The 25,423-nt window shown below is 40.3% G+C and carries 21 protein-coding genes; 14 read left to right on the top strand and 7 right to left on the bottom strand.

The window, feature by feature from the left end:
* Positions 1-10: 10 nt before the first annotated feature.
* Positions 11-223: a (Na+)-NQR maturation NqrM gene (nqrM, locus tag CWB62_RS12125; RefSeq protein WP_058404997.1), complete on the top strand. Its 213-nt coding sequence runs from the start codon at positions 11-13 to the stop codon at positions 221-223.
* 923 nt (positions 224-1,146) lie between these two features.
* Here the strand turns inward: nqrM and CWB62_RS12120 are convergent.
* Positions 1,147-1,734, bottom strand: coding sequence for an FMN-binding negative transcriptional regulator (locus tag CWB62_RS12120; protein ID WP_058404998.1), 588 nt, complete (start codon positions 1,732-1,734; stop codon positions 1,147-1,149).
* Positions 1,734-2,309, bottom strand: coding sequence for a GNAT family N-acetyltransferase (locus tag CWB62_RS12115; protein ID WP_058405101.1), 576 nt, complete (start codon positions 2,307-2,309; stop codon positions 1,734-1,736). The genes CWB62_RS12120 and CWB62_RS12115 overlap by 1 nt, the downstream gene beginning before the upstream one ends.
* Positions 2,310-2,413: 104 nt before the next feature.
* Between CWB62_RS12115 and pdxR the strand changes: the two genes are divergently transcribed.
* Positions 2,414-3,883 carry a MocR-like pyridoxine biosynthesis transcription factor PdxR gene (gene pdxR / locus CWB62_RS12110; RefSeq protein ID WP_058404999.1) on the top strand — a complete coding sequence of 490 codons (1,470 nt, stop codon included), beginning with the start codon at positions 2,414-2,416 and terminating at the stop codon, positions 3,881-3,883.
* Here pdxR and CWB62_RS12105 read toward each other — a convergent pair.
* The 5 genes from CWB62_RS12105 to ettA form a co-directional block, all read right to left on the bottom strand.
* Positions 3,876-4,541: a hypothetical protein gene (locus tag CWB62_RS12105; RefSeq protein WP_058405000.1), complete on the bottom strand. Its 666-nt coding sequence runs from the start codon at positions 4,539-4,541 to the stop codon at positions 3,876-3,878. The genes pdxR and CWB62_RS12105 overlap by 8 nt on opposite strands.
* Positions 4,542-4,632: 91 nt before the next feature.
* Positions 4,633-5,130 (bottom strand): TlpA disulfide reductase family protein, encoded by a 498-nt coding sequence (locus tag CWB62_RS12100; protein ID WP_058405001.1) that lies wholly within the window; start codon positions 5,128-5,130, stop codon positions 4,633-4,635.
* Positions 5,131-5,191: 61 nt separating this feature from the next.
* Positions 5,192-6,100, bottom strand: coding sequence for a histone deacetylase family protein (locus CWB62_RS12095; protein WP_058405002.1), 909 nt, complete (start codon positions 6,098-6,100; stop codon positions 5,192-5,194).
* 53 nt (positions 6,101-6,153) lie between these two features.
* Positions 6,154-6,519: a PilZ domain-containing protein gene (locus CWB62_RS12090; protein WP_058552192.1), complete on the bottom strand. Its 366-nt coding sequence runs from the start codon at positions 6,517-6,519 to the stop codon at positions 6,154-6,156.
* 136 nt (positions 6,520-6,655) lie between these two features.
* Positions 6,656-8,329 (bottom strand): energy-dependent translational throttle protein EttA, encoded by a 1,674-nt coding sequence (gene ettA / locus CWB62_RS12085; protein ID WP_006791482.1) that lies wholly within the window; start codon positions 8,327-8,329, stop codon positions 6,656-6,658.
* 176 nt (positions 8,330-8,505) lie between these two features.
* Here ettA and CWB62_RS12080 point away from each other — a divergent pair, with 176 nt between their 5' ends.
* The 12 genes from CWB62_RS12080 (at position 8,506) to CWB62_RS12025 (ending at position 25,316) form a co-directional block, all read left to right on the top strand.
* The gene (locus CWB62_RS12080) at positions 8,506-9,807 is read left to right on the top strand and encodes a M24 family metallopeptidase (protein ID WP_058405004.1); all 1,302 of its coding nucleotides are present in this window, start codon (positions 8,506-8,508) and stop codon (positions 9,805-9,807) included.
* A gap of 182 nt (positions 9,808-9,989) precedes the next feature.
* Positions 9,990-10,937 (top strand): homoserine O-acetyltransferase MetA, encoded by a 948-nt coding sequence (gene metA / locus CWB62_RS12075; RefSeq protein ID WP_058405005.1) that lies wholly within the window; start codon positions 9,990-9,992, stop codon positions 10,935-10,937.
* Positions 10,927-11,997 (top strand): homocysteine S-methyltransferase family protein, encoded by a 1,071-nt coding sequence (locus CWB62_RS18755; RefSeq protein ID WP_138527504.1) that lies wholly within the window; start codon positions 10,927-10,929, stop codon positions 11,995-11,997. Before metA ends, CWB62_RS18755 begins: the two co-directional genes overlap by 11 nt.
* A 9-nt stretch (positions 11,998-12,006) precedes the next feature.
* The gene (gene metH, locus CWB62_RS12065) at positions 12,007-14,640 is read left to right on the top strand and encodes a methionine synthase (RefSeq protein WP_058405007.1); all 2,634 of its coding nucleotides are present in this window, start codon (positions 12,007-12,009) and stop codon (positions 14,638-14,640) included.
* 170 nt (positions 14,641-14,810) lie between these two features.
* Positions 14,811-15,641, top strand: coding sequence for a hypothetical protein (locus CWB62_RS12060; RefSeq protein ID WP_058405008.1), 831 nt, complete (start codon positions 14,811-14,813; stop codon positions 15,639-15,641).
* Between the two features lie 15 nt (positions 15,642-15,656).
* The gene (locus tag CWB62_RS12055; protein ID WP_138527503.1) at positions 15,657-20,447 is read left to right on the top strand and encodes an RHS repeat-associated core domain-containing protein; all 4,791 of its coding nucleotides are present in this window, start codon (positions 15,657-15,659) and stop codon (positions 20,445-20,447) included.
* Positions 20,444-20,770 carry a DUF7716 domain-containing protein gene (locus tag CWB62_RS12050; RefSeq protein ID WP_138527502.1) on the top strand — a complete coding sequence of 109 codons (327 nt, stop codon included), beginning with the start codon at positions 20,444-20,446 and terminating at the stop codon, positions 20,768-20,770. The genes CWB62_RS12055 and CWB62_RS12050 overlap by 4 nt, the downstream gene beginning before the upstream one ends.
* 176 nt (positions 20,771-20,946) lie before the next feature.
* Positions 20,947-21,156, top strand: a complete 210-nt coding sequence (locus CWB62_RS12045) for a hypothetical protein (protein WP_058405011.1) — start codon at positions 20,947-20,949, stop codon at positions 21,154-21,156.
* Between the two features lie 80 nt (positions 21,157-21,236).
* On the top strand, positions 21,237-21,587 hold the full coding sequence (locus CWB62_RS12040; protein WP_058405012.1) for a hypothetical protein: 351 nt from the start codon (positions 21,237-21,239) through the stop codon (positions 21,585-21,587).
* Positions 21,588-21,668: 81 nt separating this feature from the next.
* Complete coding sequence (locus CWB62_RS12035; protein WP_138527500.1) at positions 21,669-22,364, top strand: aspartate/glutamate racemase family protein; 696 nt, start codon at positions 21,669-21,671, stop codon at positions 22,362-22,364.
* Between the two features lie 196 nt (positions 22,365-22,560).
* Positions 22,561-23,058, top strand: coding sequence for a (2Fe-2S)-binding protein (locus tag CWB62_RS12030; RefSeq protein ID WP_006791476.1), 498 nt, complete (start codon positions 22,561-22,563; stop codon positions 23,056-23,058).
* A complete protein-coding gene (locus CWB62_RS12025; RefSeq protein WP_138527499.1) occupies positions 23,055-25,316 on the top strand; it encodes a xanthine dehydrogenase family protein molybdopterin-binding subunit in 2,262 nt (753 codons plus the stop codon). Before CWB62_RS12030 ends, CWB62_RS12025 begins: the two co-directional genes overlap by 4 nt.
* Positions 25,317-25,423: the final 107 nt, after the last annotated feature.

The following is a 25,423-nucleotide window of genomic DNA, read 5'->3' as shown; positions in this document are numbered from 1 at the left end:
GGGCTAAGCAATGTCACTTTTTTTTCTTACTTTTGGCTTACTAATTTTAATTGTTACAGCAATGGCTGTAGGTATGATCGTGCAAAAAAAATCAATGGCGAGTAGCTGTGGTGGATTAGGTTCGGTGGGTATAGACAAAGCCTGTGATTGCGATGATCCTTGTGACAAGCGTAAAAAACGCCTAGCCAAGGAACAAGCTTGGAAAGAAAACCAAATAATTTAAATATTTTTTTAGAACAAAAAGCGCTTTTATAGCGCTTTTTTTGTGCCTGTTTATTAGAGGGCTAATACAAGTTCAATTTGAAAAGTTCATTTTATTTAATAAGAAACAGACTTGCTTATTTATAAATTACAATTATAAAACAATAACTTAATTAGCTTTATGCTAAAGCGTTGAGTTGTTTTATGCCCAATAACATAAAGATTTATCTAGTACCTTACAGGCAGATATTTAGTTACTAAAAAGCATGGCTATTAGACTAAGGTCTATAGTTTAGTTTTTTTCATCTATCAGGTTTATTTTTATCGCTTGTGAAATTTGAGTAATAACTCTAAAGTTAACCCATAGACATAGTTAAGGGCTTAATTAGTAGCTCTAGTGTAGTAAAAGCGTGTTTATAGGCAATGGCCAGAATTCGTTAGTGTATTACTAACACAAAGAATCTTTATATTGTGTGTGAAGATGTTGTCAGTGTGAAAGGCAACTCAAGTTCGGTGGTGACTTAACTTGGGTTGTTTTTATTTCCCTACAATTGCCACGCAGTGTAAAACCAAAATCTTTATATTGTGTGTGAAGATGTTGTCAGTGTGAAAGGCAACTCAAGTTCGGTGGTGACTTAACTTGGGTTGTTTTTATTTCCCTACAATTGCCACGCAGTCTAAAACTAGAATCTTTATATTGTGTGTGAAGATGTTGTCAGTGTGGAAGGCAACTCAAGTTCGGTGGTGACTTAGCTTGGGTTGTTTTTATTTCCCTACAACTGCCACGCAGTCTAAAACCAGAATCTTTATATTGTGTGTGAAGATATTATTAGTGTGTAAACGGTCTAAATTCAATTTTGTTGAGTTTGGGCCGTTTTTATTTTTACTTTACTTATGCTTATTTCATCATTAAAAAGATGCAATACGTGTAAATAATAAAGTAAATTAAATCATCTCAGCAATAGAATGCTTATTAGCATTGACTAAATTTTTCTTAATTTCCATTCTTATACCCTCCGGCTTATTTTGGCTTAGTTTAAAATTACCGCTCCAATGAATAGGTTTAAAATTTATAAAGCATAGTCGCTGGTAAAGCTGTTCACGCGACTGGATTGGTATTTTATTGAGTTGCCATTTTGGCTCAAAACTTTCTTCGAAATGCGATGTTAGTCTCTGCATAATATGATGTTTTTGATTATTACACTCAACTATTTCAACCTTTGCTAGTACCTCTAACGAGCAGTAAAGCCAGCTTGGCAGTGTTTTATTATTACTATACGAAGGAGATAGATAACAGTTGTCACCATTAAAGTGTAATTTTACAGAGCGTTTATCACATTGCGTTAACGGATTATTTTTTGCTACGTGCGCAATAAATACATTACGTGATGGCTCATATAATACAGGTACTTGGCATATATTATTTAAGTCACTGTGCAAGCAGGACGTTAAAATACTCGCTAGAGGAAATTGCTCAACTAAAGCCTGCAAACGTTCACTATTATGCTCTTGAAAATGCATCGTTGGGTACATTAAAGTCTCCCCTCTAGTTGTGATTTTATATCCGGCCACTGCTCATCGACTATGCTAAATTTTGCTGTGCTTCTAAAGCTACCATCACTTAGTAATCTATCTTTATGGGCCACACCCTCAAAACGAGCGCCTAGACGCGTTATTGCATTACGTGATTTTTTATTATTCTCGTGAGTATTAAATGAAATACGCACTAAACCTAGCTTTTCAAATGCGTAATTAAGTAATAAGTATTTAGCATGTGAATTTATGTAAGTACGCTGCCAATCATTACTAATAAATGTATGACCAATTTCAGCGCTTAAATTATGTGTATCTAACTTAAATAACCGTGTTGTGCCCACTACTTGCTGTGTATTTTTATCAATAATGGCAAAAACAACTTGCTCGTTTTTATTAAATTGCGCCTGAGTTAAAAACCATTCCTTTAGTATTTCAGGGCTTTTAGTGTAATTGCTTAATACCCATTGCCATACATTAGGGTGCTGGCCCGCCTTATATAATCCATTTAGGTGCTTATGGTTTAATGGCTCTAAAATGACCTTGTTTGTTTTATGTGTTTGCAGATTAAACATTAATGGCTCCATTTTTGCTATTTGTGAGCAACAAATGTACGCTTATTTGGGTTGGTAAAAACAACCAGAATGTAACTTTTACCTATACCAGATTAAGGGGGCGTATGCAGCCGATTAATATTGAGTTTAATGAGCAGCGCAAAGCAAAGTATTTGCAGCTAGCGCAAGCACTTCGTAACGCAATTATAAAAGGCGATATTGCGGTAGGCACTAAGCTCAGTTCAGCCAGAGAAATGGCGCAAACTTACCAGTTAAACCGTCATACAATAATGAATGCTTTACAACTATTAGTAGCTGAAGGCTGGGTTGAGTCTCATGAGCGCTCAGGATATAAGGTGACTCAAACCCTACCAATTCAAAGCAGTGCTAATACTAAGCAAGTACCTGTTGTAACGCCTAACCCCTATAAATTTGCCAAGGAGTTAGCAGTGCCTGCGCCTGCTATGAACCTCAATGATTTCAAATATAACTTTGCAGGGGGGCTTCCTGATCTTAATTGCTTCCCATATAAACAATTTAAACGCTCTTTAAGTTATGTCTTTAATCATGTAGATACCAGTAAGTTTCACTATGGTGATATAAGCGGAGTAAGTGAGTTAAAGCAGCAAGTAAGCAGCTATTTACACAAAGCACGTAACCTTCAAGTAACTGATTTACTTATATGTAATGGCTCTCAGGAGGCGTTGTTTTTAATTTCAAAAGCTTTTATAAATCAAGATGACTTTGTTGCGGTTGAGACGTTAGGTTATCCGCCTGCTCGTAAGGCTTTTGCGGCATGCGGTGCACAATTAGTAGATATAAAACAAGATGAGCATGGTCTTTGTGTTGACGATTTAAAAGCACAACTTAGTCGCTACTCAATTAAAATGCTGTACTTAACTCCACTACATCAATACCCGACAACCGTAACTTTATCGCCTACACGGCGTATGCAAATTTATCAGCTGTGTTATAAATATGGCGTGATGATCATAGAAGATGACTACGATCATGAGTTTCACTATAAATGTCAGCCACTACAGCCTATGGCGGCAGATGACCCAGCCGGTATTGTTATTTACCTTTCTACGTTTTCTAAAATTATGTTTTCGGCAGCCCGCATAGGCTACATATGTGCACCGCCAGAAGTTATTGCGCAGCTAAGTGCCTGGAAACAATTAATGAATCATAAAAACGATGTGGTTATGCAATTAGCTGTAGCGCACTTTATGAAGGAAGGGAGTTTTGAGACGCACTTAAAGCGAATGACCAAGCTCTACAAGCAAAGAGCCGAGGCAATGGACAGTGAGTTAAGTCTTATGCAATCAAAGGGCTTACCAATCGAATATGTAAAACCTGATGGTGGTATGGCTATGTGGGTTAATTTAAACAAACCAGTGTATGGCTTAAAAAGCGCTTTGCAAATGCAGGGAGTTTATATACAAGCAGAGCCTGAATTTTATTATCAAGAAGCCGCGCGTAGCCTAATTCCAAAACAGCAAAGTTATATACGGTTGGGATTTGCAGGGCAATCAACTCATGCCGCGCGAGAAGGGCTTGAGTTAATTGCTAAACATGTTTACGAACTTATTTAAGTAAACTTTCACCATCATAAAAAAGAGGCTTTAAGGTTCCACAGTTTATAAATTTGTAGGTGAGTTCGTTTTCAGGAGGAACACGTTTTGATGTGCGAACCTTTTGCATACAAGCATTAACTAAGTCCACAAATATTAAGTGGTTAAAGCTTGGAGCTTTTTGAATTTTATGTACATAAATACGCTCTGTACCGTTTAACTCAATCATATCGTACTCGTGCCATTGTGAAGATTCGCTTAGCTCATCGAGTTCTCTGGCGTACAGTTGCTTATCAAGCTCAAGCTGCTTGGCTTCATAAATTAAACTACCGCCTTGACGATAATCACCTTCGTATACGTCGGCTGTAATTGTTATTTCGTCCCCGCGCATTAAATGTTGAATATTAAACTTTTGCGGTTTTATAGTGATCATATCGGCATTTTTCACAAAGCTTAAAAAAGCAACATTTGAGTTTTTTACTTCGTAAACAACTTGCAGGTCGTGTGGTGATCTATAAGATGGAAGATTAATAGCAAAGATGGAAGACCCTCTATTAACTAGGGCCATGGGGTGAACTGCATTGTAGCTAGGGTCTAGCGGTGGAAGTTCTACCTTTTCTTCTTCAGCAAACGCTGTTGCACTGAACACAAGCAACAATAAAGTAAATATTAAACGCATAATAACCCCAATTAATTTATAGGCTTAAATTGTAGTATAAAGTTTATATAACTCATATTTTAATAGGCATTATACCGGCCAAATTATTCACCTATTTTGAGTTGATTGAGTTTATTAAAGTGCGAGCATTTAAATATAGGTTTGTATTATCGGGGTTTGAAGAATGAGTAACCCAAACAACATGGCCATTTTCATTTATAAACAATGTAGTTGGTGTGCCGCGTATTCCTAGTTGTGTCGCAATTTCATCGGCTTGTATTGCGGTTTTAAATGTATAGCCCCTATTGGTTAATGCTTTGGCGGGGAAGGCGTTATCATCTTCTTTAAAACTTACAGCTAATACGTTTAAGCCCATGTTGTGTATTTTTTGAAGGGCTGGTTGTAACTTTTTACAATAAGGACACCATGTAGCCCAAAAATGTAAAACATAAGGTTGGCCTAATAATTCCTGAGTTTTTATATTTGTACCATCGGCCATGTTTAATGTTAAAGGTGGTAGTTTAGAGTGGTTTGAGTCGAGAGCAGGCTGCTCCGCAAAGACTGCTAAACTTAAAAGGATAAGTGTTATAGCTGCAAAAATGTGTTTCATAAACGTGTCGCTTTTATTTTGTTAGCCAATAAGAACGACAATATTGGGTTTTTATTTCATTTTAAAAACGTGCTGCTTGTTCAATCACTATGCCATGGCGCTGCGCAAGGCGAAGGTGGTCTTTATCGTAACCGCCACCAATAACAGTTGCCACAGGTATGTTGTGCTGAAGGCAGCGTTTTAAAACCAGATGATCACGTTTAGCAATCCCATCCCAGCTTATGTCTAATTTACCTAAGCCATCGTTTTGCCAAATATCTACACCGGCATCGTACAGCACTAAGCTTGGGTTTAGTTCTTTAAGTAGGTAGCTTAAGGTATCGTCAACAATAGCTAAGTATTCTGCATCTTGCATATGATTTGCTAAGCCAATATCCAAATCGCTGGCCGACTTCCTAAACGGGAAGTTTTTTTCACAGTGTATTGAACAGGTATAGGCATAGGGCTGATGTGCAAGCATAGCGGCTGTGCCATCACCTTGATGTACGTCTAAATCAAAAATAAGCACATTAGTTACTTCACCGCTATCAATCAAGGTTTGGGTGGTAAAGGCAAGATCGTTCACCATGCAATACCCAGAGCCAAAATCAAAGTGCGCATGATGCGTGCCCCCTGCTAGGTGACAGGCTATGCCGTGTTTTAGCGCTAAACGTGCGGTTTGTAATGTACCTTGCGGTGCAGTAAAAGTGCGCGCCATTAACTGGGGGGACCAAGGTAATCCTATGCGGCGCATGGCTTTATCGTCTAAGCGGTTGTTCCATAAATCGTGAATATAGTTGTCGCAATGTACTCGCTCTAAAGGCTCGGGAGAGCCTAAAATAGGCTGTGTGAGGTTATTGCCAATTAAGCCTAGTTTTTTAACGTGTGCGTATAAATTTGCAAACTTACTCATTGCAAAACGATGCTTAGGATCAAAACTAAACGAGTAGTTTGGATGGTACACTAACGGTAAATGAGGATTTAAGTTCATGTTCACATAGGCTATAAAGTTTGCCTTATGGTAATCAACTCACTTTAAAGAGTCTATTGTGAGTCGTGAATAAGCATCTCTAATTCACGATGAAGTAACTCATCGTCCGCTAAGTTTAGCTCTATCAGTCGTTTTAGGTAGGAAATACTATCAATATCAATATGCTTACACTTTAAACCAATGTGATTGGCTTCTATATGGCAAATAGTTGTCTCCATTTTTATTTCAATTTCGCTGTCGGGTAAAATAAAACGCAGTATTGCATCGTTCTCTGTTTGATCATTTAACACATCACATTTGCTGATCAATGCGCCGTGCAATGAAATATCAAGCAGGGTACATGGGTACTCATTTTCTTGAAAAATTATGTGTGCATCGGTTGAAAATAAAATACGAGAAAATTGACGACGTTCTTGCATGACTTTGCCTTATTGTTTTTTATTAATCATAGCCTGTAATTAAATAGATGCTAGCACGAAATTAACGGATGTTTTTCAGTTATAAAAAACCCTGCGCAAAAGCAGGGTTTTAAGAGTATTTTAGTTAATTTAGCGATTAACCAATCTTTTTGTATTTAATACGTTTTGGTTGAGCTGCTTCTGCACCATAGGTTTTTTTAAGCCACTCTTCGTATTCAGTATAGTTACCATCGAAAAAGTTAATTTGCCCTTCGTCGCGGTAATCTAAAATGTGCGTAGCAATACGGTCAAGGAACCAACGGTCATGCGATATACACATTACACAGCCTGGGAATTCTAAAATAGCATTCTCAAGTGCACGTAATGTTTCAACGTCTAAATCATTGGTTGGCTCATCCAGTAGCACTACGTTGCCACCCGCTTTTAACAGCTTAGCAAGGTGTAAACGGTTACGCTCACCGCCCGATAAGTCTTTTACAAACTTTTGCTGATCGTTACCTTTAAAGTTAAAACGGCTAACGTATGCACGGCTTGGGAATTCAAAGTTACCAATTTTTAGTACGTCTTGTCCGTCAGATATTTCTTGGAATACTGTTTTGCTTTCGTCCATATCGTCGCGGAACTGATCAACCGTTGCTAGTTGTACTGTTTCACCAACGTTAACACTACCGCTATCTGGCTGCTCTTCGCCACTTAACATTTTAAATAGTGTCGATTTACCTGCACCGTTGGCGCCAATAATGCCCACAATAGCGCCTTTTGGCATGGTAAAGCTTAAGTCGTCTATTAATACGCGGTCGCCAAAGCTTTTACGTAAGTTAGTCACTTCTAATACTTGGTCACCTAAACGTGGACCAGGTGGAATAAATAGCTCGTTTGTTTCGTTACGTTTTTGGTAATCAGATTGCTGTAGTTCGCTAAACTGTGCCATACGTGCTTTTGACTTAGCTTGGCGGCCTTTAGGATTTGAACGCACCCATTCAAGTTCTTGAGCAATTGATTTTTGACGTGCTTTTTCAGATTTTTGTTCTTGCTGTAAGCGCGCGTCTTTTTGTTCAAGCCAAGAAGAGTAGTTACCTTCCCACGGAATACCTTCACCACGGTCAAGCTCTAATATCCAGCCAGCAACATTATCAAGGAAGTAACGGTCATGCGTTACTGCCACTACAGTGCCTTCGTAGTCATGTAAGAAGCGCTCTAGCCATGCAACCGACTCAGCATCTAAGTGGTTAGTTGGCTCATCAAGAATAAGCATGTCTGGCTTTTCTAGTAACAAACGACAAATAGCAACACGGCGGCGTTCACCACCTGACAGGTGCTCAATTTTAGCATCCCACTCAGGTAAACGAAGTGCATCAGCAGCGCGCTCTAGTACGTTATCGATATTATGGCCATCATGAGCTTGAATAACCGCTTCTAATTCACCTTGCTCTTTAGCCAGTGCGTCAAAGTCAGCACCTTCCATTGCGTACTCGTTGTACACTTCGTCAAGGCGATTAAGGGCGTGTTTTACTTCGCCAACAGCTTCTTCAACTATTTCTCGTACTGTTTTGCTTTCGTCTAGTACAGGCTCTTGCGGTAAGTAACCAATTTTAGTACCAGGCTGAGGACGCGCCTCACCTTCAAAGTCTTGGTCAACACCGGCCATAATGCGTAGCAATGACGATTTACCAGAACCATTTAAACCAAGCACACCAATTTTGGCGCCAGGGAAAAAGTGCAACGAAATATCTTTTAAAATTGTGCGCTTAGGCGGCACAACTTTAGATACTCGACTCATTGAGAAAATAAACTTATCAGGTAAAACCATGGAGGAAAGCCTTCAAATAATAATAAAAATTTCAATGTTGTATTGTAGTTGTTGAGAGGTGAAACAGTCAACGAATGGCGGGTGGGAATATCTGTTTATCGTTTTACCTTGTTAAATGTATAGTTTTATTTGGGTGTGCTAACGTATTTACACCATAGTAAAAATAAGAAAAACTCATGACCATACAAAAAATAATAATACTGGCTTTGCTAATATTATTTACAATAAATTCCAAAGCAAATGCAGCAGACTCACCTTGGCCCGAAATAAGAAAACAAAGAATAACCCAGCTCCTGCCAAACGCTTTAAAAGCGGCTAATGTAGACGCTTGGCTTATTGTTTGTAGAGAAAATAACAACGACCCATTGGCCGACCATATTGGCTGTGAAAACGCAGGGTCACCAGCGGCGTACTTATTTTACTTCAATAAAGGGACGTTTCATTCAGTTGCTTACTCACCTTCAAGCGAAGCAAAAGCACTCGACGAGCTAAATATACATGAAAAAGTGATCTCAGTGCCACGCAGTGTGTCTGCGTTAAAATACGCCGCTGAGTTTATAAAAAAGCAGCCTTTTGAGCGCATTGCAATAAATGTCTCTGACCTTAACGCGCAGGCTGATGGCTTATCGCACTCACAATACAAGCAACTAGCGAGCTTATTAGGCGCAAAGCACACAGCAAAACTCGTATCTTCTGAAGAAGTCGTTTATCAATGGCTTTCAATTAAATTACCTGCGGAGGTTGAAATAATGAAAGAGGCTGCAATGCTTTCAGCAACGTGGCAACTAGAGGCTTATAAAACCATTGTTCCAGGTAAAACCACCGATGCCGATGTAGCCAAATTTTTAAAAGCTAAAATGAAAGCACGAGGCGTAACTGACGCGTGGGCTGCCGACCAAAATCCTAATGTAAACTCAGGCCCAGACCGCGGACATTCGCATTCTACAAATAAAGTGATTATGCCGGGTGACGTAATTCAAATTGATTTTGGTGTAAAGCTCTACAATCGCTGGGTAAGTGATATTCAGCGTTTTGCTTATGTACTTAAAGAAGGGGAAACCTCTGCACCGGCCAACATTCAGCAATATTGGGTTAACGCCAGAGACAGTGGTTTTGCCGCATTTAATGCCATGAAACCCGGCGTAAAAGGCATAGACGTGGATCAAGCTCAAACCGTATTAATGAATAAATACAACTCAGAGCCTGTGCCATGGAGCACCGGTCACCCAGTAGGGTATGTTGCGCACGACACGGGCCCAAATTTAGGGGGTTCTCGCAGTGCGCAAGTAAGGCCTGCAGCACATCGTAAACTAAAAGAAGGAATGGTGTTTGCCTTTGATGGTTTTTTTAGTTGGCCTTTAAACAACACCGAGTTTAAAACCATTTCAGTTGAAGAAATGGCTGTGATTACCAAAAACGGCGCTGAGTATTTAATTCCTCCTCAACAAAATTTAGTCCTAGTAGGTAATAACGAGTAGTTTAAAAAGTAAGTATTTTAAATGCAGTGAGTTAAGCCTATTTTTAGGGGGTAACTCATTGCTTGCCACAGACTTAATTAATAATGAATAAATTTCATTTAGACATCTATACATCTAGAGGTTGATATTTTTTGCTTTCAGTTCATAATTAGCACGAGTTTTTATGAGTAGGAGTTAAAAATATGCCAATCACTGTAAAGGATGAGCTTCCGGCCATTGCACGTTTACGCCAAGAAAACGTATTTGTCATGCCAAAAAGCCGTGCAAAAACGCAAGAAATCCGCCCAATGCGTTTGGCTATATTAAATTTAATGCCTAATAAAGTAGAAACCGAAGTACAGTTTATTCGTTTGCTTGCCAATTCTCCTTTGCAAGTAAACGTAGAGCTGCTGCGCCTAGACACCCACCGCAGCAGTAATAATTCAGAAGAACACCTCGATACGTTTTATCGCTATTTTTCAGAGGTAAAAAACAACAACTACGATGCGCTTATTGTTACAGGTGCACCACTAGCACATTTAGAGTATGAAGATGTTGCCTACTGGGAAGAGCTAAAAATCATTATTGATTGGGCAGAGCAACACGTTACCTCTACGTTGTTTTCGTGTTGGGCGGCCCATGCCGCGTTATTTCACAGCTACAACTTAAAGCGCGACTTAAAACCCAATAAGCTGTGTGGTGTATTTACCCACCAATGTCATTTTAAACATGGTGCATTAACCCGTGGCTTCGACGATACCTTTTTAGTGCCACACTCACGTTATGGGCACATTGATATAAATAAAATAAACGCATGTGATGATTTAGTTATATTAGCAGGCTCTGAGCGAGTAGGTGCTTACTTACTGAAAAACAAATCGGGTAGCCAAGTATTTATAACCGGCCACCCGGAATACGATGCCGACACCCTAAAAGGGGAGTACGAGCGCGATTTACAAAAAAGCCCAGACGCGCCAAAACCTGAAAACTATTTTCCCGATGATGATGCAAGCAAACAACCTTCAAAAACATGGCAAAGTCATGCTTTTTTACTTTTTTCGAACTGGTTAAATTACTACGTGTATCAAACCACACCGTATGATATTAATTTAGTTAGCCAAGATGTGAGGACTAACAACTATGCCGAATAATAAAGCCGCCAACAAACAAGCCCAACTAAGTGAAGCGCTCAAAGAGCGTATTTTAATTTTAGACGGCGCTATGGGCACCATGATCCAAACTCATAAACTTGAAGAAGAAGACTATCGTGGCGAGCGCTTTAAAGACTGGCACGTGCTAATTAAAGGTAATAACGATTTATTAAGCCTCACTAAGCCAGAGTTAATAACAGAAATACACCGCAGCTTTTTAGCTGCCGGTGCAGATATTATTGAAACCAATACTTTTAACTCAACCACCATTTCGATGGAAGATTACGACATGGCAAGCATAAGCCGTGAGGTAAACTTAGAGTCGGCTAAACTCGCGCGCGCAATATGTGACGAGTTCACCGCTAAAAATCCAGAAAAACCTCGCTATGTAGCAGGTGTGTTAGGGCCAACATCGAAAACCTGTTCTATCTCGCCAGATGTAAACGACCCAGGTTACCGTAACGTAACGTTTGATAAGCTAGTTACTGCCTATGTTGAGTCTACTCTTGCTTTAATGGAAGGCGGCGCTGATTTAATACTTATCGAAACCATATTCGACACCCTCAATGCAAAAGCAGCCTCATTCGCAGTAGAAGAAGCATTTGAGCAAGCTGGGCGTACATTACCCGTTATGATCTCGGGCACTATTACCGATGCCTCTGGCCGTACGCTTTCGGGGCAAACAACCGAAGCATTTTATAACTCTATTCGCCATATTAAGCCTATTTCGATTGGTTTAAACTGCGCACTTGGTCCTGATTTACTGCGCCAATACGTAGAAGAGCTGTCGCGCGTATGCGAAACCTTTACTTCAGTACACCCTAATGCGGGCTTGCCTAATGAGTTTGGTGAATACGACCTAGAAGCGGGCGATATGGCAGCCGAAATTATCGATTGGGGTAAATCGGGCTTTATTAATATAGTAGGCGGGTGCTGCGGTACCACGCCTGCGCATATTCGCGCGTTTGCAAAAGGGCTTGAAGGCGTTAAGCCTCGCCAATTGCCAGAGCTTGAAGTACGCATGCGTTTATCGGGCCTCGAAGCCTGTAACTTAAATTAAGGAGCCAACATGACACAGCAAATAGCAGTATTTACCAATGTTGGCGAGCGTACCAACGTAACTGGCTCTGCCATGTTTAAACGCCTAATCATGGAAGAAGACTATGAAGCAGCGCTTACCGTAGCCCGCGAGCAAGTAGAAAATGGCGCCCAAGTTATTGATATAAACATGGACGAAGCCATGTTGGACTCAAAAGCGGCCATGGTTAAGTTTTTAAACTTAATTGCCTCAGAGCCTGATATTTCTAAAGTACCTATTATGGTCGACTCCTCTAAATGGGAAGTGATAGAAGCAGGCTTAAAGTGTATTCAAGGCAAGGCTATTGTTAACTCAATATCGCTTAAAGAGGGCGAAGAGCCGTTTAAACGCCAAGCTAAAATTATTAAACGCTTTGGCGCAGCTGCTGTTGTTATGGCGTTTGATACCGACGGACAAGCCGACACCGCAGATAGAAAATACGAAATATGTGCGCGCAGCTACAAAATATTAGTAGAAGAGATTGGCTTCCCGCCGGAAGATATTATATTTGACCCTAATATATTTGCCGTAGCCACCGGTATAGAAGAGCACGACAACTATGCTGTAGAATTTATTGAAGGCACACGCCGCATTAAACAAAACTTACCGCACTGTAAAGTGTCGGGCGGGGTGTCTAATGTATCGTTTTCGTTTAGGGGCAATAACCCCGTGCGTGAAGCCATTCACTCGGTGTTTTTATACCACGCGATAAAAGCGGGTATGGATATGGGGATTGTAAACGCAGGCCAGCTTGCTGTTTACGACGATATCCCTGAGGAACTCCGTAAAGCCGTAGAAGACGTAATACTAAACACCGACCCAGGTGCAGGTGAACGCCTTGTAGAAATAGCCCCTAAGTTTTCGGGCATGGCACAAGCTGAGCGGGTAGAAGACTTAGAATGGCGCACATGGCCTGTTGAAAAACGCTTAGAGCACGCCCTTGTTAAAGGTATAACCACCTTTATAGATGAAGACACGGAAGAGTGCCGCGCTGCTGCCGATAAACCTATCCACGTGATTGAAGGGCCATTAATGGATGGCATGAACGTGGTAGGGGATTTATTTGGCGCAGGTAAAATGTTTTTACCGCAAGTTGTTAAATCAGCCCGTGTAATGAAGCGAGCAGTGGCCTACCTAGACCCATACATAGAAGCTGAAAAAGAAGAAGGCGCCACTAATGGTAAAGTAGTTATGGCCACCGTAAAGGGCGATGTGCACGACATAGGTAAAAACATTGTAGGCGTAGTACTGCAATGTAATAACTACGAAGTAATCGACCTAGGCGTAATGGTACCTGCCGAAAAAATACTGCAAACCGCTATTGACGAAAAAGCCGACATAATCGGCCTTTCGGGTTTAATTACCCCATCGCTTGACGAAATGGTACACGTAGCCAAAGAAATGACTCGTAGAGGTTTTGAGCTCCCACTAATGATTGGCGGCGCAACGACCTCTAAAGCGCATACTGCCGTTAAAATTGAGCCACAGTACGACAAAGGCGTCGTGTACGTAAATAACGCCAGCCGTGCGGTAGGCGTGGTATCGAGCTTGTTATCTAAAGAGCTAAAACCAGCCTTTTTAGAAAAAACAAAAGCCGAGTACGTAAAAGTACGCGAGCAACAAGCGCGCAAAAAGCCACGTTCAAAACCAGTTACCATACAGCGTGCCCGCGATAACGCAGCCAAGCTTGATTGGGATAACTACACGCCACCCGTGCCTAAAAAGCTGGGCGTGACTGAGTTTAAAAATGTATCAATCGCCACGTTGCGTAAATATATAGATTGGACCCCATACTTTATGACGTGGTCAATCGCTGGTAAATACCCGCGCATAATGGATGATGAAGTTGTTGGCGAGCAAGCACGCAGCTTATTTAAAGACGCTAACGAGATGCTCGACGACCTTGAAAAAGCAGGCAGTTTGCAACCATTGGGTGTAATTGGTTTATTCCCTGCAAACCGCGTGGGCGATGACATAGAAATTTACACCGACGAAACCCGTAAAGAACTGTTAAACACCTCGTGCCATTTACGCCAGCAAACCGAAAAAACCGACTTTGCTAACTATTGTTTGGCTGACTACATTGCGCCAAAAGGCACACCTGATTACTTTGGTGCGTTTGCAGTAACGGGCGGTTTAGAAGAAGACGATTTAGCCAATGCGTTTGACGCACAGCAAGACGACTACAATAAAATAATGGTAAAAGCGGTTGCCGATAGGCTCGCAGAAGCCTTTGCCGAATACCTGCACGAACAAGTGCGTAAAGAGTATTGGGGTTATGCACCCGATGAAAACCTGGGTAACGATGAGCTAATTCGCGAAAACTACCAAGGTATCCGTCCAGCGCCAGGTTACCCTGCGTGCCCAGAGCACACCGAGAAAAAGAAAATTTGGCAATTGCTCGATACCGAAAAGCGCATTGGCATGCAGCTCACTAGCTCATACGCCATGTGGCCAGGAGCTGCGGTTTCGGGCTGGTACTTCTCACACCCAGAGGCAAAATACTACGCTGTAGCCGCTGTACAAAAGGATCAGGTAGAAGACTACGCCAAGCGAACTAATATGACGCTCGCAGAGGCCGAAAGGTGGCTATCGCCTAATTTGGGGTATGAGCCGGAATCATAGCGAAGCGGTCAGTTTTTAGCGGTCAGCTATCAGTAAAACAAAAACGAGCCAAAATAGGCTCGTTTTTTAGTGCTAGGCTACAGGTTTTATTGTTTATAAGTAATTGTTCGCTTTACTTTTTGTACCTTATTTATGTTATTATGTTTCTTTTTTGTATACAGAGAGTAAGTGTGAAGATTAAAGTTTTAATAGTATGTTTATTTTTATTGTTTTATGCAGAAGGGGCTAAGGCCAGTGGGGTTTTTAATTTACCACCCTATACAGGCGGGCCAGTATATCCACCAGATCCTATTCCTATAACCCCTACACCTCCAAGCCAAGGGGTAACAGCTCCGACTAATTTTAAATATGTACAAGACAATGATGCCTTAAAGATTTCATGGGATTGGGCATTAGAAGGAGAAATCACGGTACCATCTCCTATACTCCCACCTCAAGGAAGTCTGTACTCGTACGATATGCGTAGCCGTGGTCATTTTAGTTTTAGTATTGATGTTGAAGTATCTGAACTGAACAATAATTCATACAGGTTAATAAGTAACTCACCACATAATTACTATACCTACAGTTCTTTTCCGTTTTCGACAATTAAATTTAGAGTAAGGGCTAAAAGGGTTAATAATTCTACAGATCAAACTACTTATTCACCCTATTTATATAGTCCAGAAATTAAACGTAAAGTGAAGTTAGGTTCGCCGTATTTTAAGCCAAATGGTGGAGATTTAGTAAAAGGCTCATCATTTGAAATAGCTCACAGCTCAGGACAAGTATGGTTTAGGCTAGTTGAGAAAGAAAAGAGTTGTTACTCATCAGAGCCATGGCTTTTATATTTTGATCCAATATACATCAATAAAAGCAAAAAGGTATGTACTTACGCAACCAAAAGTGGCGACTTAGATAGTGATATACGCTCAGTAATATTTAACGTTATTGAGCCAGGTAAAAGAATAATTTATGTTCACACGGATCTATTAGGTAGCCCTGTGGCTGAGACAAAATAAAGGATTTAAGTAGAAATGAATAATTTGATATGTGGAATACCACTACTTGTCATACTCTTTTTTTCAAGCTCTGTTGAGAGCTTAACAGCAAAAGATTACAAAGGGTTTACTGAACAATACTCTATTGAAAATGGGTATCAAAGTGTAGGCGAGAATATTAATCCTATAAATGGTCAGCTGAGTTACGAATCTATAGACATGCACATTCCTGGTGGAAATGGTATGGACATTTTGATTTCAAGAAGTTTTGGGCAAAGTGAGAGAGTCTGGGGTTTTAACGGTCAAATTGGCAGTATGAGCAACTGGCGCCTGGAGATTCCAAGGATAATAATACCAACTGTACCTTATGGCATAACTAGAGGATGGAGTGCGACCCCTGATAAAGCTGAATACGATAAGCTGATAGATCATGTTAGTACAACTAGAACGGGAATCTGTAACGATCCATACCCTGGTGATGGCCGTGCTTCTACATTAAATAGCGGTGGAATACAGATCGCTAAGAAATATTGGTCAGGCATGACTTTAAAAATACCGGGCCAGTCAGCTCAGCAATTATTCAAAAATACAGACGATGCTCGCTATCCATCAGCTAAATGGGTTACAACTAATGACTGGATAGCAACATGTACGAGTGATGGTAACGGCTTTGTTGTAAAGTCACCAAAAGGTCTTACATATAGAATAGACGTTGTTCAAGCTATTTATAGTCATATTGGCTTAAGTCATCAATTTAATCATACAGGAAATACAACTCTATTTGCTTCAGAAGTAAATAACATTTTTGGGACAGCCATTACCTATGATTATGAATCTCATGGCAACTTTTTTATGCCAAAGAATGATATAGGACATAATGCATCGCATATAAGAGTTCCTTATATAGAGCAAAGGTTGACCAAAATAAATCGTAGTGACGGTACAAATATAGATGTAAATTACTTCTCATCAACACCTAGCAGATATAATGAGAGAATCAAAAATATAGCAGTTGATGGTGGTCAGTCTATTGAATATGGCTATTATGATAATCCGATGGATGGAAGGTATTATTTAAGCGAAGTTACATCTGGAGAAAAAGTCTGGCGTTATAAATATGGCGAAGTTTCATTGGATGATAAGAAATCATATCGAGATGAAGGTAACCCTCATTACTTCGAATATAATGGTCCTAGACTCCTTACTATGGTTACCCTTCCAAGCGGGGGAACAATATCTTACTCGTATAAAGTATTTAATCGTATGAGGAACGATCCATATAGAGAAAATAGAAAGTTACATTCAAAAGTAGTGAATGATGGTGTTGATAATACTAATACATGGTTTTTTGATTATAAAGATAGCAGCCTTAATTCAAAGAACGTGGTCCAGTTTACAGCAACTCGAGATTTGGACACTTCGATTAAATATTTTTCTGATGATAAATCATTTCAACATGGTAAGTTATTGAGAGAAGTTGTCACCAACTATGACTCGGAGAATGAAGATTCTATTACAAAAGAAATAAACTATACCTATGAATTAATAGCAGACATAGGCGAATTTACTTTCTTGGATTTCCCAGAAGATATAGCTAAATCTTTAACTTCAAAAGTAAGATTAAAAGGACGTATTATTTCGCAAGATGGCGGTATATATAGTACAAGTTTTGAATCTGATGACTTGTATGGGAAGCCAACAAAGATAGAAGAAAGCTTTAGCGGTAAAACAAAATTTACACTGTTATCCTACCAACATGAAACCGGTGATAACTGGTTATTGGGTTTGCCAACATCAGTAATGGTATCTGAAGATGATAGTGAAAACAGCTATCAAACTATTTCAGAGATCACCTACCATGATGATGTAACAGCTAAAGGGCAATATGATGGGTTAGGCTTACCGTTTGAGAAGAAACAGTTTGGGAGATGGGTAAATCGTTATCCTGAATATGATTCGGAAGGAAATATAATAAAAGAGGAATATAATGCGGTTAATGACCAAGGAAATCGATTTGTTTTATTTTCAGATTATAAGTTTGGTATAGCAAAAACGATAAGAAAAATAGCCAGGTATGGCGATGATCATATTACTATGTCAAAGGAGTTGGACGCTAATGGTTGGGAAATAGGAACAACTGATTTAAATGGAAACCAAACGAGTTTTTCATACCACTCTAGTGGTGCTATTCAAGCTGTAAGTTATTCTAATGACGAAAAGTTTGGTAATGATTGGTATGGTAAATTTTTCACTTGGGACTATTCAGATGGTACAAGCCCTAAACGGATTGTCAAATATTGTAATTTAGATCTTGAACTAAGTAGCTGCGAGAGTGAGCCTGTTTACTCTGTAACCGAGATATTTGATGGTTTGATGAGGTTAAAACAACTTGTTCAAACAGATGGTACAGATACGCGTTATAAAAACTTTAACTACGATTATAATAACCAGAAGATTTTTGAATCATTTTGGTCATCTTCAAAAATAAATTTAAATGGTATAGAGACTATTTACGATGGGTTTGGTCGTATTAAAGAAGTTTCTACTAGTGGTTTAGGTCAAGTCACCTATGCATATTTAGCCGGTAATAGAATTCAAGTTACCGACGCAAAAGGAAACGCTACCACTACTTCGTTTCAAGCATTTGGCTCTCCTAATTATGATGTAATAACTAGAATTGAATCACCGGAAAATGTCACAACAACAATTGATGTTGATGTTTATGGACACGTAAATTCAATTTCTCAAAATGGTTATACTAGCGATGCTAACTTGAAAACTTTTCATGAAAATCGTTACTATGATGATTATAAACAATTATGCCTAGTAACTCGTGAGGATGTTGGTAACGTACTTTATAAACACAATGCTTTAGGTGAATTAGTTTGGAGTAAACCTGGAGTTGATGATACTGAATGTCGTATTTCAGAACCAGAAAATAGTACCACCTTTAGTTATGATGGTCACGGCGAATTACATAAAATTGACTACCCAGATAACTCGGGAGACGTGATTTACGAACTGGATAACAATGGTAACATTTTGACTTTAGAAGCTGGCAGCGTAGTTCATCGTTACGAATACAATAATCAAAACCTTCTTGAAGAAGAACAATTATTTGTTGAGGATGAATCACCTCTAATGCTTGATTATAAATACAATGATTTACAACAGCTAGAACACTTAGGTTACCCCGATGGAACTATTGTAAATTACCAGCCCAATAGTTTTGGTGAGCCAACAGAAGCGCAAAGTTATGATGGTGGAACTGTTGCTTTAAGCTTTGCTAAAAGTGCTACATATTATGCAAATGGTTTGTTGAAATCATTTACATATGGCAACGGTATAAAACATGAAACAACAATACATACAGATAGTTTACTGCCAAAACGCTTAAAAGATACTGGCGCCGGTGGCAGTAATCTACCTAGTACGGTTATGTCATTGACTTATGATTACGATAATAATGCGAATGTTACCTCAATCATTGATGACCAAAACCCTAAATATAGTTTGACGAATTTAGAATATGATGGCCTAGACCGCCTAACAAGCACCACTGGAGGCTCTGAAATCGGCTCGAGTGAAATGCATTACGATGGGTTTGGTAACATCACATACTATAAAAGTAAAAATAAAACACTCACCTATGAATATGATTATGCTAAAAATCGCTTATTTAAAGTAAATGGCGTAAATGGCCAATACGGCTCAATAGGTTATGATGATCGAGGTAACATCAATGATAATGGCGCATATACACTTGACTTTAACCATGCTAACCAACTTACCACTGCAAAAGGAAATAGCTACCTATATGACGGGCATAATCGCCGAGTAAAACAAACTGACATCAACGGTACAAGTTATTCAATGTACAGCCAAGGAGGTACATTACTTTACAGAGAAAAAGGTGACACCATAACCGGTGAAGGTACTAACTATATTTACTTAGGTAAAAAACTCATAGCTAAATATGGTGATGTAACATCGCAAAGCATAGATGAAAGCCGACAGCATGCTCGTCCATTTGGTGAAACGATAGAAGCCCCCAAAGATGATGTGGGGTACACAGGGCATAAATTCGACACCGACTTAGGGTTGAGTTATATGCAGGCACGATACTATGATCCAGTCATAGGTCGTTTTTATTCGAATGATCCTGTTGGATTCCGTGATGTACATAGTTTTAACCGTTATGCTTATGCTAATAATAACCCTTATAAGTATACTGATCCTAGTGGAGCAATAGCAGAATCTGTTTGGGATGCTGCGAGTCTTAGTGTAGGCTTAACTTCACTAGGTGGTAATCTGTGGAATGGTAATTGGGGTGCTGCTGGTATAGATGCGCTTGGGGTGATTGCTGATGGGGCTGCTTTGGCGATACCTGTTGTACCGGGTGGTGCTGGTATAGCTATTAAAGCTTCACGAGAAGCTTCTGAAGCATTAGCTACTAGAGGAAATAGCGCTCAATACTCCGTATCATTCGAAACAAAATTATCTAACAATATGTATCCAGGAAAGTCTGATAAAGCTCACTTTCAAGAAGCAAATCAAAATTTACATCAACAAATGCAGAGTGACCCAGTATTTGGTAATATGATGGAAGCTTTGCACCCAGGAATAACGAAAGGGGTTCAACCGGGGGCAAGAGGGGCATATCCAAGGAAAGCACCAACTAAAAATGTTACCTGGCATCATGGAGTTGAGCCTGGAGTGATGCAGCTTGTACCTAGAAGTCATCATAATGCCCCAGGCGCAGTACAGTCAACTCTGCATCCCGGAGGTGTTGGTGGTATGAGCACATGGGGAGGAGGAAGAAATTGAGTACAGATATTTTAATTACGTTAGATAAAGTGTTACTAAAGATCGAGACATTACCATGGGACTACGCATTATACATACCTGCCGTGGATACGGTTTGGGATGAACGAATGATGTGCATGATATTAGATCCTGAAGAAACCGAAGATCCAGATGATGATCCTGAAATTGCAAAAAGAAATGGCCTTAAATATGCTCTTTCAATAAGTGATGTACAGGATGTTTCTGAGAATTTGAATGCTCAAATTAAGGATGTAGAACAAGAGTTTCTTATTGCAGCTGTCAAATATTATTACGATAAAGGCGCTTTTATAACGCTAAGTTGAACCATTTTAAAGCCCCGCAAGGGGCTTTATTTTTGGCTGCTTTTGAAGCCAAAGTTCCAAGTTCATAGAATAAAAGTAAAAGAATGGGGTCGCGTCTTGCTTTTTGCCTGTCAACTATCTGGACTTTACTAATTCTTGCTTCTGGGATGGTATTTATTGTTCTTAAAAAGGGAAGTGTGCATGCCTTAGCTTTTGCAGTGGGTGGCCTTTACCGTTATGCTTTTTGGCATTTATGGGCTGTATATAAGAGAAAAGTTAATCAAATAACTATTTTAGCCATACCCAACTTATTAATAGGTGGGAATATTGCAGGCTGCGTAATAATGTTTTTTATTCGCCAATCTGCAGTTAAAGAAAGAGCTTTAATAAACAAAGAAAAGCTTTAAATACTGGTTTTTTATCCCAACCTCAATTAACGTAATTTGGTTAATTACCTGTTTAAGTTTAAATAATTTAAAGGAATAAAATGAAATTTATACTCTGCATTATGATATGGGTTGCAAGCTCATTATTGGCATACGCTCAGCCTATAGAAACAGTCACTGCACAAAATGAGCAAAGTGAAAAAATTATGCTATTAACTAAAAAGGTCAACGAGTTAGAAAGTAAGTTATCGAGCTTGTCTTACGACACAGAAAAGTTAGAAGAGGAATTTAATCGTAGTGCATTGGCTGTATTATTTTTTGCTTTTTTCAGTGCTTGGTGGGCTAAATCTACAGGCCGAAGTGCTTTACTTTGGTTTGTTCTTGGTATTTTCTTTAATTTTATTACCGCTATTGTAATCGTTTGTAAAACCGAAAGAGGCATTAAAAAATAGCTATGGCTTAATCCCTCAGCTAATTAAGATACATTTGGGATAACTGCTTAGCTCTTTTAGTATATTAAAAAAGGCAATTTTATGAAAACGATTGGCATGCTTGGTGGTATGAGTTGGGAGTCAACCACTAGCTATTACAAAGCGTTAAACCAGGGGGTGAAAGGTGCGCTGGGTGGGCTGCATAGTGCCAAAATTTGTATGGTAAGTGTTGATTTTGCAGAAATTGAAACATTGCAGCACCAAGGTGATTGGCCACAAACAGCCGCTCTTCTAGCTGAAGCTGCTAAATCGGTAGAGGCTGGTGGGGCTGATTTTTTACTTATTTGTACCAACACCATGCATAAAGTGGCTGACTACATTGCCAGCAGTATCAGCATTCCTATTTTGCATATTGCCGATGCCACCGCAGCGCAGTTAAAACACGATGAAATAACGCGAGTAGGCTTACTGGGGACGCAATTTACAATGGAGCAAAACTTTTACAAAGGGCGGTTAACCGATAAGCATAACATTGAAGTGTTAATACCCGAGCCTAATGAGCGAGCGCGTGTACACGACATAATTTATAATCAGTTATGCCAAGGCATTATTAATGAAGAAGCGCGAACTGAGTTTATAAATATTATTGAGCGGATGTTTGAAAAAGGCGCACAGGCCATTGTTTTAGGCTGTACTGAAATTGCTTTATTGGTAGAGCCGCAACATACAACCGTGCCCCTTTACGATACCACGCAAATTCATGCGCAGGCCGCGGTTAAATTAGCACTAACTAAATAACTAGCATTTAGCTTATACATAAAACCGCCACAGGCCGGTTTTTGCGTTTAGCGACCTACCAAAGCTTATTAAAGCCACTTACCGATAAAAATTTCAATAAACCAATCCTAAGTGGTAGGCTAAAAAAGTAGCAAGTATTCAAACCGTTCTCGCGCAACAAGGCATTCCTTGAAAGCGCTTTGCCAAGGAGTTAAATATGATCACGCTTACCGTTAATGGTAATAAACATGAGTTTACAGGCGATCCGTCAACGCCGGTGCTTTGGTATCTTCGAGATGAATTAAATTTAACCGGGCCTAAGTTTGGTTGTGGTATGGCGCAGTGTGGTGCGTGCACTATACATATTGATGGCGTAGCGCAGCGCTCGTGTGTATTACCGGTATCGGCTGTAGTAGGGCGCAATATTACCTCTATTGAAGGATTAAGCGAGCAAGGCGACCATCCTGTGCAAAAAGCGTGGGTTGAGCATAAAGTGCCGCAGTGTGGGTTTTGTCAGTGCGGGCAAATAATGCAAGCGGCAAGCTTGTTAGCAGCTAACCCCAATCCAACTGATGATGAAATAGTGAGTAATATGTCGGGCAATATTTGTCGTTGTGGCACGTATCCGCGTATTCATAAAGCGATTAAGTCGGCGGCTAAAACTATTGCGGGCGTTGAGTATTTTGACCCAAATGAACAAGGGGAAGAAGTATGAAAAACGACAATACGTACTTTGACCTAAACCGCCGCCAATTTTTAAAAACCAGCGCAATAGGCGCATTAGTATTAGGCACTTATTTTGTAGGCAGTGCACCAAGAGCGTTTGCTGGCGTGTTAGAGCAACCCTCTGAGCAAGCAAAGCGCGCCAACTTATTTATAGCACTGCGCCCCGATGGCATGGTTGAAATAACCTGCCACCGCTCTGAAATGGGCCAACAAATTCGAACAGCCATTGCTCAAATTGTGGCAGACGAAATGGAAGCTGCGTGGGATAAAGTAGTTGTTATTCAAGGTAAGGGCGACCCTAAATACGGGGATCAAAATACCGATGGCTCGCGTAGTATTCGCTACAACATGCAGCGCCTGCGCGAAATGGGCGCTAGCGTACGCTACATGATGCAGCACGCAGCTGCTAAATATTGGAAAGTTGAGCCACAAACCTGTACAGCTAATCAGCACGTGGTTACCCACAGCTCGGGTAAAACGCTGGCTTATAAAGACTTAATAGACCTAGCGCTTAGTATTACACCACCAGAGCCTGACAAGCTAACACTTAAAACACGTAAAGAATGGCGTTATATAAATACTGGTATGGCGCACATAGATTTAACCGATTTAGTAACCGGTAAAGCCACATTTGCTGCCGATGTACGCGAACCAAAAGCGCTGGTGGCTATTATTGAGCGCCCGCCGGTAGTAGGTGGTGTGGTTAAATCGTTTGATGCCAGCGCCTCTAAAGCAATTAATGGCGTAGTTGATATTATTGAAATGCCTGTACCAAAAGGCGCACCGCAATTTCAGCCAAAAGGCGGCATTGCTATTGTTGCTAAAAATACCTGGGCTGCATGGCAGGCGCGTAAAGCACTAAAAGTGGTGTGGGATGATGGTAAAAACGGCGATTATAATTCAGAGAGCTTTAAAAAGTCGTTACTGCAAACAGTGAGTGAGCCGCAAGCGCATGTGCGCGAAAAAGGCGATACCATGGGCGTGTTGGCTAAATCGAGCAATAAATTAGTTGCCGACTATTACGCGCCGCATTTAACTCAAGCACCTATGGAGCCACCTTGCGCCACGGCAATGTACAATAAAGACAGTGTAGATATTTGGGCTGCAACGCAAAACCCGCAAGCCGATATGAAAACTGTGGCCGCACTACTGGGTATGGACGAGAGTAAAATTAACGTACATGTCACCATGTTAGGTGGCGGGTTTGGGCGTAAATCAAAACCTGATTTTTCGGCAGAGGCCGCCTACATTTCAATGAAAGTAGGGCAACCTATACGCGTACAATGGACGCGAGAGGATGATATTCAACACAGTTTTTATCATGCGGTATCGGCTCAACATATTGAAGCGTCACTCAATGAAAAAGGTAATATTGAGGCTTACTTGCATCGCACGGCGTTTTCGCCAATTATGTCTACCTTTCAAGAAGGGGCATCTGCACCTGGTGGCTTTGAGCTAGACCTAGGTTTTACTGATAATCCAATTTTAACACCCAATATGAAACTGGAACGAGGTGAAGCACCAGCAAAAGCCCGAATAGGCTGGATGCGCTCGGTCACAAATATTTTTCATGCGTTTGCTGTGCAGTCATTTATAAATGAGGCTGCCCACAAGGCGGGTAAAGACTCAAAAGATTATTTATTGGAAACCATTGGGCCAGCGCGTACTATCGATTTCGCAAGCCAGAACGCAAACTATAATAACTACGGTGGCGATAAAGCGGTTTATCCACTTGAAATAAGCCGTTTGCGTCATGTTATTGAAAAAGCAGCGAGTATGGCAAATTGGGGGAGAACACTGGCAAAAGGGCGCGGGTTAGGCATTGCAGCGCACCGCAGCTTTCTAACGTATGTGGCAACGGTTGTAGAGGTAGAAGTATCTGATGCTGGCGACTTAAACGTGATTAAATCGTGGGTGGCTATTGATGCGGGTACGGTTGTAAACACCGATACCGTTAAAAACCAAACGCAAGGTGGCTCTATTTACGGTATTACCACTGCAATTAGCGATGGTATTACTTTTGATAAAGGCCGCGTGCAACAAAGTAATTTTCATGATTACCGCGTGCCCCGTATGAGCGATTCACCACTAGAGGTAGAAGTAGAAATAATACAAAGCGATGCACCACCAGCAGGCGTAGGCGAGCCCGCAACGCCGGTTTATGCTCCTGCATTGTGTAACGCTATTTTTGCAGCTTGTGGTAAGCGCATTAGGCAACTGCCTATAGGTAACCAATTAAAAGCGTAAATAACGTCCTTTTTAGCCGTTAAACAAAAAAACCGCCATAAGGCGGTTTTTTGCTGGCTCATTTAAATTAATTTTTTGTTATTCAACCTTTAACTTCTAGCTCTAAT

Origin of the sequence: Pseudoalteromonas sp. S408, from assembly GCF_005886645.1 — a bacterium.
In the GTDB taxonomy this organism is placed as follows: Bacteria; Pseudomonadota; Gammaproteobacteria; order Enterobacterales; family Alteromonadaceae; genus Pseudoalteromonas.
Note: the sequence above shows the minus strand (reverse complement) of the source record. Positions and strands in the feature narration are given on the sequence as shown.